The 14798-nt window shown below is 42.2% G+C and carries 13 protein-coding genes; 3 read left to right on the top strand and 10 right to left on the bottom strand.

What is annotated here, in order from left to right; translation table 11 throughout:
• Positions 1 to 29: 29 nt before the first annotated feature.
• The 4 genes from Q7J63_RS09235 to Q7J63_RS09220 all read right to left on the bottom strand — a co-directional run bounded on the left by Q7J63_RS09235 (position 30) and on the right by Q7J63_RS09220 (position 1993).
• Positions 30 to 287 (bottom strand): hypothetical protein, encoded by a 258-nt coding sequence (locus tag Q7J63_RS09235; protein WP_304885588.1) that lies wholly within the window; start codon positions 285 to 287, stop codon positions 30 to 32.
• On the bottom strand, positions 268 to 582 hold the full coding sequence (locus Q7J63_RS09230) for a thioredoxin family protein (protein ID WP_019595890.1): 315 nt from the start codon (positions 580 to 582) through the stop codon (positions 268 to 270). The genes Q7J63_RS09235 and Q7J63_RS09230 overlap by 20 nt, the downstream gene beginning before the upstream one ends.
• Before the next feature lie 89 nt (positions 583 to 671).
• Entirely contained in the window at positions 672 to 1244 is a 573-nt protein-coding gene (yjjX, locus tag Q7J63_RS09225) for an inosine/xanthosine triphosphatase (protein WP_304885586.1), read from the bottom strand.
• A gap of 41 nt (positions 1245 to 1285) precedes the next feature.
• Positions 1286 to 1993, bottom strand: coding sequence for a YebC/PmpR family DNA-binding transcriptional regulator (locus Q7J63_RS09220; RefSeq protein WP_019595892.1), 708 nt, complete (start codon positions 1991 to 1993; stop codon positions 1286 to 1288).
• A gap of 164 nt (positions 1994 to 2157) precedes the next feature.
• Between Q7J63_RS09220 and Q7J63_RS09215 the strand changes: the two genes are divergently transcribed.
• Positions 2158 to 3471, top strand: coding sequence for an NAD(P)/FAD-dependent oxidoreductase (locus Q7J63_RS09215; protein ID WP_019595893.1), 1314 nt, complete (start codon positions 2158 to 2160; stop codon positions 3469 to 3471).
• A gap of 11 nt (positions 3472 to 3482) precedes the next feature.
• Here the strand turns inward: Q7J63_RS09215 and Q7J63_RS09210 are convergent, their stop codons facing one another.
• The gene (locus Q7J63_RS09210) at positions 3483 to 3926 is read right to left on the bottom strand and encodes a gamma-glutamylcyclotransferase family protein (protein WP_304885583.1); all 444 of its coding nucleotides are present in this window, start codon (positions 3924 to 3926) and stop codon (positions 3483 to 3485) included.
• 408 nt (positions 3927 to 4334) lie between these two features.
• On the opposite strand from Q7J63_RS09210, the gene Q7J63_RS09205 reads away from it, so the two are divergent.
• A complete protein-coding gene (locus Q7J63_RS09205; protein WP_304885581.1) occupies positions 4335 to 4772 on the top strand; it encodes a DUF4890 domain-containing protein in 438 nt (145 codons plus the stop codon).
• Positions 4773 to 4950: 178 nt separating this feature from the next.
• On the opposite strand, the gene Q7J63_RS09200 is transcribed toward Q7J63_RS09205, so the two are convergent.
• The 5 genes from Q7J63_RS09200 to mutY form a co-directional block, all read right to left on the bottom strand.
• Complete coding sequence (locus Q7J63_RS09200; protein ID WP_019595897.1) at positions 4951 to 6435, bottom strand: glutamate synthase subunit beta; 1485 nt, start codon at positions 6433 to 6435, stop codon at positions 4951 to 4953.
• A gap of 1 nt (position 6436) precedes the next feature.
• Positions 6437 to 10927: a glutamate synthase large subunit gene (gene gltB, locus Q7J63_RS09195; RefSeq protein WP_304885579.1), complete on the bottom strand. Its 4491-nt coding sequence runs from the start codon at positions 10925 to 10927 to the stop codon at positions 6437 to 6439.
• A gap of 405 nt (positions 10928 to 11332) precedes the next feature.
• On the bottom strand, positions 11333 to 12682 hold the full coding sequence (gene gldE, locus Q7J63_RS09190; RefSeq protein ID WP_304885577.1) for a gliding motility-associated protein GldE: 1350 nt from the start codon (positions 12680 to 12682) through the stop codon (positions 11333 to 11335).
• Positions 12683 to 12743: 61 nt separating this feature from the next.
• Positions 12744 to 13199: a single-stranded DNA-binding protein gene (locus Q7J63_RS09185; RefSeq protein ID WP_019595901.1), complete on the bottom strand. Its 456-nt coding sequence runs from the start codon at positions 13197 to 13199 to the stop codon at positions 12744 to 12746.
• A 48-nt stretch (positions 13200 to 13247) separates the two neighbouring features.
• Positions 13248 to 14321, bottom strand: coding sequence for an A/G-specific adenine glycosylase (mutY, locus tag Q7J63_RS09180; protein WP_304885574.1), 1074 nt, complete (start codon positions 14319 to 14321; stop codon positions 13248 to 13250).
• Positions 14322 to 14481: 160 nt separating this feature from the next.
• Between mutY and Q7J63_RS09175 the strand changes: the two genes are divergently transcribed.
• Positions 14482 to 14790, top strand: a complete 309-nt coding sequence (locus Q7J63_RS09175; protein ID WP_019595903.1) for an HU family DNA-binding protein — start codon at positions 14482 to 14484, stop codon at positions 14788 to 14790.
• The last annotated feature ends 8 nt before the right edge of the window (positions 14791 to 14798 follow it).

The following is a 14798-nucleotide window of genomic DNA, read 5'->3' as shown; positions in this document are numbered from 1 at the left end:
GGGTGATTAAACAACCTTTGCTTACTGTTTTATTTGTCAATGGAACCAGTGACTCTTTTCATAAAGGCATTCATTGCTTCCTTCTTGTCCATACCTCCCTTGATCATTTTATTGACCTCCAAAGAACCATATAGATTAGAGATCAATTCTCCCATCACTTCCAGTTCCTCATCCTTGAGAGATGCAATTTCTGTCATGTTTTCCAACAGGTCGATCGTCTCCTGTACCCAGTCTTCGTCATTGGATTCAATGAAACCCAAGACGTGTTTAATTATTGGCAATCTCATCGATCAGTGTTTTTAGGATTTCCTCTTTGTTGGTTTGTGTTTGGTTTACTAATTTACCTCCTTTGAATGATGCAAAAGTTGGCAGATTAGTCACCTGAGCCAGTTTTCTTGACTCTGGAAGTTTTTCTGCATCCACATACAAAAACTTGATGTTCTCATGATCTCCAGACAAACGCTTGAACTTTGGCTTCATGATGCGGCAATTTCCACACCAAGTGGCACCATATTGCACGACAACCAATTCGTTTTCATTTACAACTTCCTGTAAATTGTCAATTTCTAATTCCTGTAACATATGTGTGTTTTATGCTGATTTCTTGATGCAAAGGTAAAATCTATTCCTTATACTTTCTAATTGAAACTATCTATCTGCGATTGTCAAATCTAAGGGTAGAGCGGTTCATTCAAAAATGGGATCAGTGCCAAAATCACGGCTTGTTTATAATATTCCTTCCGATTGATCGCTCCATTGGTCAGTAAACCCACAGCACCATCCCCTTGTTTAGAATTTTCTTCTTGGAAAAAACGGTCATTGGCAGCACCAAGTTCCAGTCCTCCTCTGACCAAATCAGAAATGACTGAAGGCAAGAAAAAGACAGCTGTTTTGGCCTTTCCCATCCGGTCATCTCTATCCAGTACCACCACCCAGGCAAAGGCGGACATTTCCCCCTCTTTTTCTTCAATTCCACCTTCTATTCCAACCCAAAAATCCGCTTCCGGAAAGATTTTCTTGGCATTTTTCGCTCTATTATTGGCCCCTAAGTAAGTCTGCTCATCACCAAAGGGTTGATCTTCGATTTCGGAACTTGCATTGACTCCCTCCACAATAAACGCCGTGTCGAAAGCGGCATGGAAAGCCTTGTCTGCACAACTGATTTTTACTGGGTTTTTGCTTCCCACAATCACGAGTCGATGCCTGGTTTCTTCTTTGATGTTTTTTCTTTTGGGATAAATCATTTTAATCGGAAATTGTTTTAGTATGAAAAAACGGATTCAAATCAGGTCATATTGGTAAAAACCTGATTGACATCATCATCTTCCTCAATTCTTTCAATCATTTTATTGATTTCTTCCTCTTGCTCTGGCGTGAGTTCCATCGTGGTAGCCGGAAACCATTGGAAATCGGCATTGATCACCTCTATTTTCCTTTCCTCCAGGGCATGCTGCATGTTGCCAAAATTCTCAAAGGAAGTATAGGCAAAAATTTCCCCTTCGTTTTCGTCTATTTCTTCCAGTCCATAATCGATCAATTCCAACTCCAATTCCTCAATGTCCAAACCGTTTTGTGAAAATCGAAAAACAGCCTTTTTATCAAACATAAAACTTACCGAACCCGAAGTGCTCAGTGAGCCACCTGCCTTGGCAAAGTAACTTCTGATATTGGCAACGGTCCTGTTGGTATTGTCGGTAGAGGTTTCTATGATGACGGCGATCCCAAATGGACCATAGCCTTCATATACGATTTCTTCATAGTCCTTTTCGTCCTTGTTGGAGGCTCTTTTGATTGCCGCCTCAATCCTGTCCTTCGGCATCGATGCACCCTTGGCATTTTGCACAATGGTCCTCAACCTTGAATTATTGGAAATATCGGGCCCTCCGGCTTTCACCGCCATCACGATTTCTTTTCCAAGACGGGTAAACACCTTAGACATTTTATTCCACCGCTTGAATTTTCGTTCTTTCCTGAACTCGAATGCTCTTCCCATGTTCGCTTTAATTTATTACTGACAAAATTAATAAATCTTTTTTATTGCCATAGGCAATATAGGTCCCAAGGATAATTAAATCGCTTTACCTAAATAAAATTTGGCCTTTTTTTATTAAATCAAAGGTTTTTACGTACAGTAATGGAATATCAAAAACTACTCTCATGGATTTTTATTTGGACGCACCCCTCCCAAACCTCCCAAAAACAAGCCAAAAGAAAATAATCATTATCGGAGCAGGTTTTGCCGGTTTGAAGCTCGCAAGAAAACTCAACGGGACTGCCTACCAAGTGATTTTATTGGACAAGAACAATTATCATCAGTTCCAACCGCTTTTTTATCAAGTCGCTACTTCTGGCCTTGAGCCCAGCGCCATCTCATTTCCCCTGAGAAAAATTTTTCATCAATCCAAAAACGTCCATTTTCGAATGGCGGAAGCCAAAAAAATCGACCAAAACATCAATCGTCTTTATACAGATGTAGGCTACCTTGATTATGATTATTTGGTTTTGGCTTTGGGGGCGGAAACCAACTATTTTGGATCCAAAAACATTGAAGCTTTTAGCACGCCGATGAAATCGGTATCGGAAGCACTTTTTATCCGAAACAAAATCATTTCCAACTACGAAACTGCCATCAACATCGCCGAAGAAGAAAAGCGGAAACCGATCATGAATGTCGTCATCGTGGGAGGCGGACCGACAGGAGTGGAGTTGGCAGGAGCTATGGCGGAATTGAGGAACAATGTCCTGCCAAAAGATTACCCGGAATTGAGTTTTAAAAACATGAGGGTGGTCTTGATCGAGGCCGGAGGAAGTTTACTTTCCAGCATGTCCACCGCAGCCAAAAACAAATCCCTGGAATATCTCCAAAACCTGGGCGTAGATGTCTTATTGAATACGCAAGTCGAAGACTATGATGGCCTGACCGTAAAACTTAAAGGTGGTGAATCCATCCAAACAAAAACATTGCTATGGGCGGCAGGAATAAAACCCGCAAGCATCAAGGGGATTGGGAATGAACAAAAATTGGCAAACGGAAGGCTATTGGTGAATACTTTCAATGTCCTTAAAGGCTCCAAGGATGTTTTTGCCCTGGGAGATCTTTGTCTCATGGAAATCGATGATCCCAGAGGATACCCCCAGGTCGCACAAGTCGCCTTGCAACAAGCGGATAATTTGGCTGGGAATTTAAAAGGGGTTTTAAAATCCCAAGAATGGAAGCCCTTCCGGTACAGAGATCTTGGATCCATGGCTACGATAGGAAGGAAACTGGCTGTGGTGGATCTTCCCTTTATCCAATTTCAAGGAATAATGGCTTGGCTTACCTGGTTGTTTATCCACCTAATGGCCATCCTTGGGGTCAAAAACAAGCTCTTTATTTTTTTCGATTGGGCTTGGAATTATCTTTCCTTCGACCCCAGTCTCAGGCTATTGATCAGGCCAAAAGTCGTAAAACAAAAAGAAAACAAGGCATAAATATCCTTGGGTCATTGAATCGGACCGGCGCGATTGATGATTCCTGCGAGGTATCCGTTGGGGATTCCATTTGCCCTGCCACCCTTCAGAATCGTTTCCAGGTATCCCTTTTTGGGAAATATGTTTTCTTTGCAGTCGCTGGAAATGAAGGTGTAGGCTTTCATTTCGCCTTTTTGTGAAAAAACCTCCACTTGGACAAAATCATATCCCGGTTCTGACAAAAGGAAAAAGTCAAAATCCTCTTGGTTGATTTCAAAAATCAACCCGTAAACAGACTCGTTTTCACTTTTTACCAGATTGGCTCGAGCAGAACCATCCGGATTTTCAAAATTAAATCTAAAACCATAGGAGGGAAGCACGCCAAGCCCAAGGAGGACAGGCTCTTTTTTCAACCTTCCTTTTAATGTGCTTACATCGAGGTTGCTGGCATAGCCGAAATAATGAAATTTTTTCATAGGGTAAAATTAGGTTTCAGAATTTAACCCATTTTATGCATTGTCAATTCAATTCCGGACTGAAATTGCTTAATAATCAGTTGGTTGTTGCTGTTTTTGACTTCACCAGATTGGACTATTCAATAGTATTCAAATAGTCTGATTATCGTGTAGTTACAGCCCTATTAGGAAGCCCAATGCATCATTCGGGTTTAATGCTCAATAATACCTCCTTTTGACCAAAAATAACAATTAAGGTTTGTTAACATTTTATTCGGTGACCTGGATTAAACCCTAAAGCTTGACCTAAGTCTAAATACCAAATTCCAAAACATTTGGAAACAATACCCAATTCATTCCCGGGAAAGGAAGCATTGCAAAAAAATTTCCAAGTATTTTACCTGTATTTAAACTTAAACTAAGAAAATCATGAAAAGGACACTATTAATTGCCGCAATATTCTCTTTGACCATATTTGCCGTATCTGCGCAGCGAGGTCATCAAAAAACGATGCAGAGCCCAGAGGAAAGAGCAGAAAAAATGACCTCCAAAATGACAGAACAACTTGAACTGAGCGAGGATCAGAAAAAACAGATCTACCAGATCAACTTGGAGAATGCCACAAAAAGGCAAGCTGAAATGGAAGCGCGAAAAGAAGAAATGCAGGCAAAAAGAGCCGCAATGATGGAGAAAAACAAGGACCAGCAAGCACAGATTGAAGCGGTTTTGACTCCGGAGCAAAAAACAAAGTGGATGGAACTAAAGGATGAGAACCGAGAAAAAAGAAATACGATCCGTGATGCCCGCCAAAACCCAGACCGTGAAAAATTCCAACAACGCCGCAAAAGACCCTCAAGGGACAAATAAATTTCACATGATACAAGGTTGGTTAATAAAAATGACACCTGAAATGGGTGCCAAAACAAAGGAGAAGGTCATTGACCTTCTCTTTTTTGTTAAAAAATCCCTCCAAATGGAGGGATTTTTACATCGTTAAACTAAACTTACTATCTCGCTTTACTCTATTATTCAAGGTTTATTAGCGTTAACATAAATCCATTTTATTAAACTCATCCACCACCTGAAAATGACTTTCGTCCTTTTTAGGCAACATGGAGCTTCCCTGAAGAAACTCATCTACCAACACTGCGGCTTCACGACCCTCCGAAATTGCCCAAACCACTAAGGATTGACCTCTTCTCATGTCACCAGCCAAAAACACATGTCTATTGGAACTTTGGTAATTTTTGGATTTGGGAAGTGTATTTTCCATGATTTCCACCCCGAAAGACTCCAACAAACCATTTTTTGCTGGGCCGGTATATCCGATAGCTATCAATGCCAAATCACAGGGGACTGTTCTTTCGGTATCTGGAATCTCCACAAATTGCATTCTCCCATTTTGTTCCTTCCATTCTAGATCGACCAGTACCAAGCCGGAAACCTCTCCTTTTTCATTCCCGATAAATTCCTTGGTCAGGACAGAAAATACGCGGTCGACACCCTCTTCATGAGAACTTGAAGTTCTAATCGTCATGGGCCATTCCGGCCAAGGATTCAGGATTGTCCTTTGGGTCGGAGGTTTTGGCAATAGCTCCAATTGGGTCACTGATGCAGCCTCATGCCGATTGGATGTACCAATACAATCACTTCCGGTATCCCCTCCACCAATCACAATTACATGCTTACCTGTGGCTGATATTGGGTTTTCTTTGATTTCCCCACTCGTCACCCGGTTTTGTTCCCCCAAAAATTCCATTGCAAAATGGACCCCCTTGAGATCATGCCCTTTGATTTTCAATTCCCTTGGATGTGCGGCTCCTGTGGCCAACACCACTGCATCAAAATTCCTAAGGATGTTCTCCGCTTTGATGTTGAATCCCACCTCGGTTTCTGTGGAGAAGATCACGCCTTCTTTTTCCATGATGTCTACCCTTCGGTCGATCACCCATTTCTCCAGTTTGAAATCCGGGATTCCATACCGAAGCAATCCCCCTACGCTTTTATCTTTTTCGAATACAGTGACCTCATGGCCGGCAAGGTTTAATTGATCTGCTGCAGCAAGTCCCGCAGGGCCAGAACCGATAATGGCTACTTTTTTCCCTGTGGATTCAGTGGGTTTTCTCGGCTGAACAAATCCAAGTTCATAGGCCTTCTCTGCAATGTTTTTCTCAATCAACTCAATGGCAACCGGGTCTTTATTGATCCCCAATACGCAGGAAGCCTCACAGGGGGCTGGACAAATCCTTCCCGTAAATTCAGGGAAATTGTTTGTGCTCCGCAATATCTGAAACGCTTCTTCCCATTCATTTTGATACACTGCCTCGTTGAACTCCGGAATCACATTGCCCAAGGGGCATCCCTGGTGGCAAAATGGAACACCGCAATCCATGCATCTAGCAGCCTGATGGTTGAGTTTATCTCCGTCAAACGGTTTGTATATTTCTTTGTAATCGTTAAGTCTATCTTCCGGTGTGCGCGTCTCCGGCAACTCCCTTTTAAATAAAATAAATCCTTCTTTCGCTCCCATCTTACACCAATGTTTTTGTTTGTTCCAATGCTCTCTTTCTCAAAACCTCCTTGTAATCTCTTGGTATTACCTTGATGAATTTTTCTCTGAATCCATCCCAATTGTCCAGAAATTTGCACGCAAGTTGGCTGTTCGTAAGTTTCACATGATTCTTTAAATACTTTTTGATGGTCACAAAATCATCCTCATTAAGTGGATCCATGTCCACCATTTCGGTGTTGATGAGGTGCAGGTAATCCTTAAGGACATAGGCAAGTCCTCCACTCATCCCTGCAGCAAAGTTCCTTCCGATTTCACCGAGGTTGATCACAAGTCCGCCTGTCATGTATTCACATCCATGATCTCCGATTCCTTCCACCACAGTTTCTACACCTGAGTTCCTGACAGCAAACCTTTCGCCGCCTTTTCCATTGATATAGGCTTCTCCTGAAGTCGCGCCATAAAAGGCAACATTTCCAATAATGATGTTTTCTTCTGCTGGGAAATTGGCATTCCGACTTGGGTATACAATCAGTTTACCACCGGAAAGCCCTTTACCAAAATAATCGTTGGCTTCCCCTTCAAGTTCAAACGTGACTCCCTTAGTGAGGAATCCTCCAAAAGTTTGTCCTGCGGAACCTTGGAATTTGAATTGAACAGTATCTTCCGGTAATCCTGGACTTCCATAGATTTTGGATATTTCATAGGAGAGCATCGCTCCCACTGTCCTGTCAGTGTTTTTGATCTGGAAACTGCCCGAAACGGGGTTCGCCTGCTCCAAAGCTGGAAGGGAAGCTTTGATCAGTTTTCTGTCCAGCACTTTTTTGAGTTCAAACTCCTGATCGATTTGCTTGAATATCCCGACATGGTCAGGGACTTCCACTTTGTGGAAAATCGGACTGACGTCCAGTTTATCCCATTTCCAATGGTTCAAGTGACCGGTTGATTTGAGTACATCGCTTTGTCCCACCATTTCATTGATGGTTCTGAAGCCCAGAGAGGCCATTATTTCCCTAAGGTCCTGTGCCAAGAAGGTGAAGAAATTCACCACATGGTCTGGATCTCCGGTAAATAACTTCCTGAGTTCTGGATTTTGGGTGGCAATGCCGACAGGGCAAGTATTCAAATGACACTTCCGCATCATGATACAACCTTCCACGACCAATGCACCAGTGGAAATACCCCACTCTTCGGCACCCAACAATGTTGCAATGGCAATGTCTCTTCCTGTTCTCAACTGTCCATCGGTCTGGAGCACGACACGGCTCCTTAAATTATTTTTGACCAAAGTTTGGTGTGCTTCGGAAATCCCGAGTTCCCAGGGAAGTCCCGCATGTCGGATGGAACTCAAAGGAGAGGCTCCCGTTCCCCCATCAGCTCCCGAAATCAGGATGACATCCGCCTGTGCTTTGGCAACACCAGCCGCCACAGTACCGACGCCCGCCTGGGAAACCAATTTTACATTGATCCGGGCTTTTCTGTTGGCATTTTTAAGATCATAAATCAGTTGGGCAAGATCCTCGATAGAGTAAATGTCGTGATGGGGAGGTGGAGAAATCAATCCTACTCCCGGAGTGGAATGTCTTACCCTTCCGATCCAATCATCCACTTTGTGGCCGGGCAGCTGCCCACCTTCACCTGGTTTGGCACCTTGTGCCATCTTGATCTGCAATTCTGCGGCATTGGCGAGATAGTTGGAGGTTACCCCAAACCTTCCCGATGCCACTTGCTTGATCGCGGATCTTTCCCAATCTCCGTTTTCTTTTACTTGGTATCGGATTTCATCCTCACCTCCTTCACCACTGTTGCTTTTGGCACCAATGCGGTTCATGGCAACGGCCAAGGTAGAGTGTGCCTCGTGAGAAATCGAGCCAAAGGACATCGCTCCGGTTGCAAACCTTTTCAGTATTTTTTCAACGGGTTCAACCTCTTCTATTGGCACCGAAATCCTTTTTTTGAATTCAAACAAACCCCTTAGAGTAATGGCGTCTTTGGTTTGGATATTGATTTTTTCCGCAAATTTCTTGTATAGGGAATAATCGTTAAGCCTCGTTGATTTCTGAAGCAGGTGAATGGTCTCCGGATTGAACAAATGCTTTTCCCCTCTTCTTTTCCACTGATAGACACCTCCCGCTTCCAAAACGGGTGTTTCGGTTTCATACGCAGTATGGTGGCGGATCAGGACTTCTTCTGCCAATTCGTCAAATGAAATACCACTGATTCGACTGACTGTTCCTTTGAAACACCTGTCAATGACCTCTGGACCAAGACCGATGGCCTCAAAAATCTGAGCGGCCTGATAGGATTGCAGGGTGCTGATTCCCATTTTGGAAAGCACTTTCAACAATCCTTTTCCAATGGCCGATTGGTAATTGGCAAAAAGTTGTTTTTGTGGAATTACCTTGGATAGACTTCCTTTTTCATTGAGTGAAAGAAGCGACTCCAAGGCCAAATAAGGATTGATGGCTGAGGCACCATATCCGATTACAGTGGCAAAGTGATGCGTTTCCCGGATATCTCCTGCTTCCACGACCAAGCCTGCCCGTGTTCTTAGTTTCTTGTTCACCAAGTGGTGATGCACCGCGCCGATTGCCAATAAGGATGGAATTGGCGCTTTGTCTTCAGTGCTGTTTCTGTCGGAAATAATGATGATATTTTTACCCCCATAAATCGCTCCCTCAGCCTCTCTGCTGAGTTTGTTCAGCGCTTCGAGCATTCTTCCTGGTTTGTGATCTGTCTCGAAATGCGCATAAAGAGTGATGGCGCGGTAGCCCTGCTCTTCAAGGTGTTTGATTTTCTCCAAATCCTCATTCAGCAGCACCGGCTGGGAAATATGGATCTGACGGGTATGTCTCGGACTTTCATCCAAAATGTTGTGGCTTTCTCCTATTCTGGTGAATAGCGACATGACCAATTTTTCCCTGATCGGATCGATAGGGGGATTGCTCACTTGTGCAAAAAGCTGCTTGAAATAATTGGATATGTGTTGACTCTGCTTTGAGAGTACCGCAAGTGGCGTATCTGCACCCATGGAACCCAATGGTTCATAAGCCGTGTCACCCATAGGCGCAAGCACAACTTTCAAATCCTCAGAGGTGTAACCAAATATCGTTTGTCTCTTTTTGATTTCCTCAGTCGTATAGGGTTGGTCGAGCTCTTTTGGATTGGGCATGACCCTAAGCTTCAATCTTTCTTCCCGCACCCAGTTGTCATAGGGCTTGTTGTCACAGACGCTTGCCTTGACTTCATCGTCAAAAGAAATTTTTCCTTTTTCCAGATCCACCCAAAGCATTTTTCCTGGGCTTATCCTTCCTTTTTCCTTAATCGTAGATTCTCTCACAGGCAGAGACCCCGCTTCCGAGGACAAAATCAACCTGTCATCCGAGGTGATCAAATACCTTAGCGGACGAAGACCATTTCGGTCCAAAGTGGCGCCAAGTGATTTCCCGTCGGTAAACAACAAGGCGGCAGGCCCATCCCAAGGCTCCATCAATGCAGCATGGAATTTATAAAATGCCTTTCGGTCCTTGTCCATCATCTGATTGTCTTGCCATGCTTCAGGAACAAGCATCATCATGACGTGTGGCAATGATCTCCCACTAAGCGTCAGCAGTTCAACCAACGCATCAAGATTCGCTGAATCGGAGTAATGTTGATTGGTCACAGGCATTAGTTTGGACAATTCATCATCCGAAAAATGTACTGATTTCATCAGTGTCATCTTGGACTTCATCTTGTTCAAATTTCCCCTGATGGTATTGATTTCACCATTGTGTGAAAGGTAGCGGAAGGGTTGTGCCAACCTCCAATTTGGGAAAGTATTGGTGGAAAATCTGGAGTGGACGATTGCCAATCCTGAAGTGATCTTATTGTTTTGAAGGTCTTTATAAAAAGGCAAAACCTGATCGGTTCTCAACTGGCCTTTATAGATAAGTGTAAATGCACTGAAGCTGGCAAAATAGAATGCATTGTTCACCCCAGAAATCGTCTCATTGATGATTCTAGAGGAATAATTGCGAAGCACATAGAGCTTTCTTTCCAAGTCGATCCCTTGCAGCCCCTCTTGATGGGACACAAAGACCTGCTCAATGTTTGGCATGACTTCCAAAGCCCCAGAACCAGGGACGGTTTCATCGACTGGAACCTCTCTATAGCCGATCAATTTGAATCCCAAATCCTTGATGATCTGATTCAGTTGTTCTTTGGACTTCTTATAAAGCTGCTTGTTTCTGGGAAAAAAGGTCATCCCGACGCCATAATTTCCAGCCTCGGGTATATTGAATCCTGCCCTGGAGGAGACTTCCTTTAAAAATGAGTGTGGGATTTGGATAAGGATGCCAGCACCGTCCCCAGTCTTGGGGTCGCTTCCTCTTCCGCCTCTGTGCTCCATATTGCTCAGCATGAAAAGAGCATCACTGATTGTTTCATGGGTTTTATTCCCCTTCACATTCACTACCGCTCCAATACCGCAGGAATCATGTTCGAATTCTGATCGATATAAGCCTTCATTCATTATATAATAGTTTAATAGGTTTTTAAGATTGAGTTGCAAAATTTACAAAAAAATTTCTTTTTATTAAAATTCAAGCAACAAACAAGGCATTAAAATATAGAGTTCACACCTAATTAAACCATTAATTGTAATTGGCATTAATTTATATTGCGCTCCTTTTTTAATGAATTATTCAATTGGAATACATTTTTATTAAAAACAGGTCTCTATTTAAACCATATTTTCCACAAATTCCGTAATTGATTGAAAAATAGGTTTTTCTGAATTTTATTGAAAAAATTTTCAGATTTTTCTCCTGCATTTTTAAAACAGGGGTGTTTCTTCAAAGACAACAAAAAATATTATAAAATATTATGCTTTAAATATAAAAAAAACATTCTTTTTATTTTGCCGCTAAATTCTGATTCAATCTTCGTTATGGCCCACATTATCCTCGCTATCAGAAAGAAGATGGACTTTGATCTTTTTGATTTTACGGGTATCCATGGAAAGTATGGTAAATTCAAAATTCTCAAAAACAATCTTCGACCCATTCTTGGGAAAACTGGAATTGATTTCAAGTAAAAGCCCACCCAATGATTCACTTTCCCCTTTCACCTCGTCGAAGATCTGGGTGTCCAAATCAAGCTTTTTGCAAAAATCGTTGAGCGATATTTTTCCTTCGAAAACAAAAGTTTGAGGGTCCAATTCTTTGAAATAAAAATCCTCTACATCGTCAAATTCATCGTTGATCTCACCGATGATTTCCTCAATCAAGTCCTCAAAAGTAACCAATCCTGATGTGCCGCCGTATTCATCAACCACAATCGCCATATGGACCCTTCTTTGCTGAAAGTCCTTCAACAAGGAATCCACTTTCTTGTTTTCCGGCACAAAAAAACCTTTCCTGACAAATTTCTGCCATTCAAAATCCTCCTGGTTGTCAATGTGGGCCAAAAGATCCTTGATATAAAGAATTCCTTCTATGCTGTCGATCGTTTCGCGGTATACCGGGATTCTGGAATATCCACTTTTATTGATTTTATCCATCAACTCATGAAAATCTGTCCCGATTTCCACTGCTGTGATTTCCATTCTGGAATGCATCACCTGCTTCACAGACAAAGTCCCAAAATTCACAATTCCCCTTAAAATATCTTTTTCTTCGTCCGTCGTGTCTTCGGCGGTAATCTCCAAAGCCTGATGCAATTCCCCAACTGACATTGAATATCCTTTTCGTTCAATTCTCCTTTCGATAATATTGCTGATGGACATCAAGAAAAAAGAAAGTGGCTTCAGTATCGTTGAAAAAAACGACAAAGGCTTGGCCATCATCAATGAAAACTCAATTTTGGCCTTGGTTGCGTACACCTTTGGAACGATTTCACCAAAGAATACGATGGCGAATGTAACGCCTACAGTTTGAACTAAAATGATCACAATGCCAGATGCACCTGTACCAAACAATGTCCAGGTGACAAAGGTGGTCAGCGTAACTATGCCTACGTTGATAAGGTTGTTTAAGATCAAGACCGTACTCAACAACTGCTGAGGGGATCCAACCAATTCTATCACTTTGTTTGCCCTGTCATCAGATTGATTATCCAGCCCCCCAAGATCATTTGCGTCAAGGGAAAAAAAAGCAACTTCTGATCCGGATATCAAGCCAGAAAGAATTAAAAGAATAATAAAAATCAATCCATTTAACAAAAGATAGCCAGCTGAAATGGGGGCCATTTCAGCCAGCAAAAGTATACTCGGATAGGGGTCGTCCATCAAAATTTTAAATGATCACCGCAAAATTAACCAATTCCTGATGAAAATTTCAAAAAACATATCAGAATGGCAAATCGTCATCCGTGGATGCACTTTCCATCACCGGTGGATTGGGACTGTTCATCGCTGGTTTGTTTGCATAATTTCCAGATGGCTGTTGTTCGGAAGCAGTGCTGCCACCCTCAGGTCTTCCACCCAGCATGGTAAAGCTTAAGACCCTAATCCTGACTTTTTTACGATTATTCCCCTGCTCATCCTGCCAAGTATCCGTTTTGATTTTTCCCTCCACATAGAGTTGCATGCCTTTTTTAAGGTATTGTTCTGCGATTCTAGCTTGACCGTCCCATAATTCCAAATCATGCCATTCGGTATTGTCAACCCTATTGCCACTTTTGTCTTTGTAGGATTCTGTCGTGGCCAAACTGATATTGGCGACAACTTTGTCACCTTCCAAGTGCTTTACTTCAGGATCTGCACCTAGGTTACCTATTAAAATTACTTTATTTACTCCTGCCATATTTTTGAATTTATTGTGTGTAAAAAAATTTGAACATGAATTTAGGCATTATTTTTCACCGTTCAAAAACTTAAGGATCAGCCTAGGTTTACCAAGGTTCTCCAACTCCGAGTCATTGACAAGGAGGTAGCCTTGTTTTTCTGCCCAGATCAATAGATTAGCCCGATGTATTCTTTCTATCTCCAGGGAAATAAATTTTGCGAAAATTCTTTGATGGGTAAGCAAGTGCTTGAATATTTTTCCTGAATTGAGATTGACAGTTGGATCCAAGGAATTGAGTTCAGGGTCCAAGAGGAGAAGCTGCAGATTCTCCAAATCCAGGTCATTGCTTTCAATCAGCGGGAAATCATGCAATCCTTGCCAAATATCGCCGGCTGTTCTTTGTCGAATCACGGTTTCGTTTCCGCTCGTGATGTGCAGATAAGTAAAGAATCTTTCCTTGACCTTGATTTTTTTGGCTTTGAAGGGGAGCTGATCGACCATTTCTTTGTTAAAAGCAAAACATCCTTCCATTAAAGGGCAATCCAGACAGTTTGGGTTTTTGGGTTTGCATTGAAGGGAACCAAACTCCATGATGGATTGATTGAATTCTCCTGGGGCAGATATTGGAATGATTTGATTTGCCAAGATTTCAAATTCCCTTTTCCCCGCGGGGCTTGCGATATCTGTTTCTATTCCAAAATACCGACTCAAGACCCTGAACACATTTCCATCCACAACCGCTGCGGCTTCGCCAAAAGCAAAGGAAGAGATGGCGGCAGCAGTATAGGAACCCACACCTTTTAACTTCAACAATTCTTTGTAGGAACCAGGAAATTCCCCACCATGAATTTCAACGATGTCTTTTGCGCACTGATGCAGGTTACGTGCCCTGCTATAATAACCCAAGCCTTGCCAAAGCCGCATCACCTCCTCATCTGGCGCTTGTGCCAAATCCTGCACTTTGGGATAGTTTTGAAGAAATTTCTCGAAATATGGGAGTCCTTGGGCTACGCGTGTTTGTTGCAGAATCACTTCGGACAACCAAATGATATAGGGGTCATTGGTGTTTCTCCAAGGCAAATCTCTTTTGTTTGGGCCATACCAATCCAACAATCTATGGGCAAAATGCTTATATTTCAAAATAGGGAATTTTATCAGGTTACTTTTTCATCAAACAAATGAAGCTAATTTTGAACAATTTGTTTTTATATTGAAATGCTTAGTGTAAATTTGCAATCCCAAAAACAGTTGGTTAATAGGTCGTTAAGCTTATTCGATAACAAATTAAATATAATCTACAGTGACTAAAGCAGAAGTAATCACCAAGATCTCGGACAAAACAGGAATCCAGAAAGACGATGTAACTCAGACAATTGAGGCATTCTTCAAGGTAGTAAAAGATTCCATGGCAGACGGGGAGAACATTTATGTAAGAGGTTTTGGCAGCTTCATTAACAAGAAGAGGGCTAGAAAAATCGCAAGAAATATCTCCAAAAATACAGCTATCGTAATCGATGAGCATTATGTACCGGCCTTTAAGCCTTCAAAAGTGTTTATTGAGAAAATCAAAAACAGCAAGAAAATAAAGGAATTATCTCCTCAGGAATAGTCCTGAGG

It is taken from the genome of Rhodonellum sp. (assembly GCF_030656585.1).
Lineage (GTDB): Bacteria > Bacteroidota > Bacteroidia > Cytophagales > Cyclobacteriaceae > Rhodonellum > Rhodonellum psychrophilum.
Note: the sequence above shows the minus strand (reverse complement) of the source record. Positions and strands in the feature narration are given on the sequence as shown.

What these genes read in the sequence shown, in the direction of transcription:
- Q7J63_RS09200 (WP_019595897.1), bottom strand. Translation starts at nt 6,435, where the DNA reads ATGGGAGCGAAAGAAGGATTTATTTTATTTAAAAGGGAGTTGCCGGAG.
- Q7J63_RS09205 (WP_304885581.1), top strand. Translation starts at nt 4,335, where the DNA reads ATGAAAAGGACACTATTAATTGCCGCAATATTCTCTTTGACCATATTT.
- Q7J63_RS09235 (WP_304885588.1), bottom strand. Translation starts at nt 287, where the DNA reads ATGAGATTGCCAATAATTAAACACGTCTTGGGTTTCATTGAATCCAAT.
- Q7J63_RS09185 (WP_019595901.1), bottom strand. Translation starts at nt 13,199, where the DNA reads ATGGCAGGAGTAAATAAAGTAATTTTAATAGGTAACCTAGGTGCAGAT.
- Q7J63_RS09230 (WP_019595890.1), bottom strand. Translation starts at nt 582, where the DNA reads ATGTTACAGGAATTAGAAATTGACAATTTACAGGAAGTTGTAAATGAA.
- gltB (WP_304885579.1), bottom strand. Translation starts at nt 10,927, where the DNA reads ATGAATGAAGGCTTATATCGATCAGAATTCGAACATGATTCCTGCGGT.
- Q7J63_RS09220 (WP_019595892.1), bottom strand. Translation starts at nt 1,993, where the DNA reads ATGGGAAGAGCATTCGAGTTCAGGAAAGAACGAAAATTCAAGCGGTGG.
- gldE (WP_304885577.1), bottom strand. Translation starts at nt 12,682, where the DNA reads ATGGACGACCCCTATCCGAGTATACTTTTGCTGGCTGAAATGGCCCCC.
- Q7J63_RS09210 (WP_304885583.1), bottom strand. Translation starts at nt 3,926, where the DNA reads ATGAAAAAATTTCATTATTTCGGCTATGCCAGCAACCTCGATGTAAGC.
- yjjX (WP_304885586.1), bottom strand. Translation starts at nt 1,244, where the DNA reads ATGATTTATCCCAAAAGAAAAAACATCAAAGAAGAAACCAGGCATCGA.
- Q7J63_RS09215 (WP_019595893.1), top strand. Translation starts at nt 2,158, where the DNA reads ATGGATTTTTATTTGGACGCACCCCTCCCAAACCTCCCAAAAACAAGC.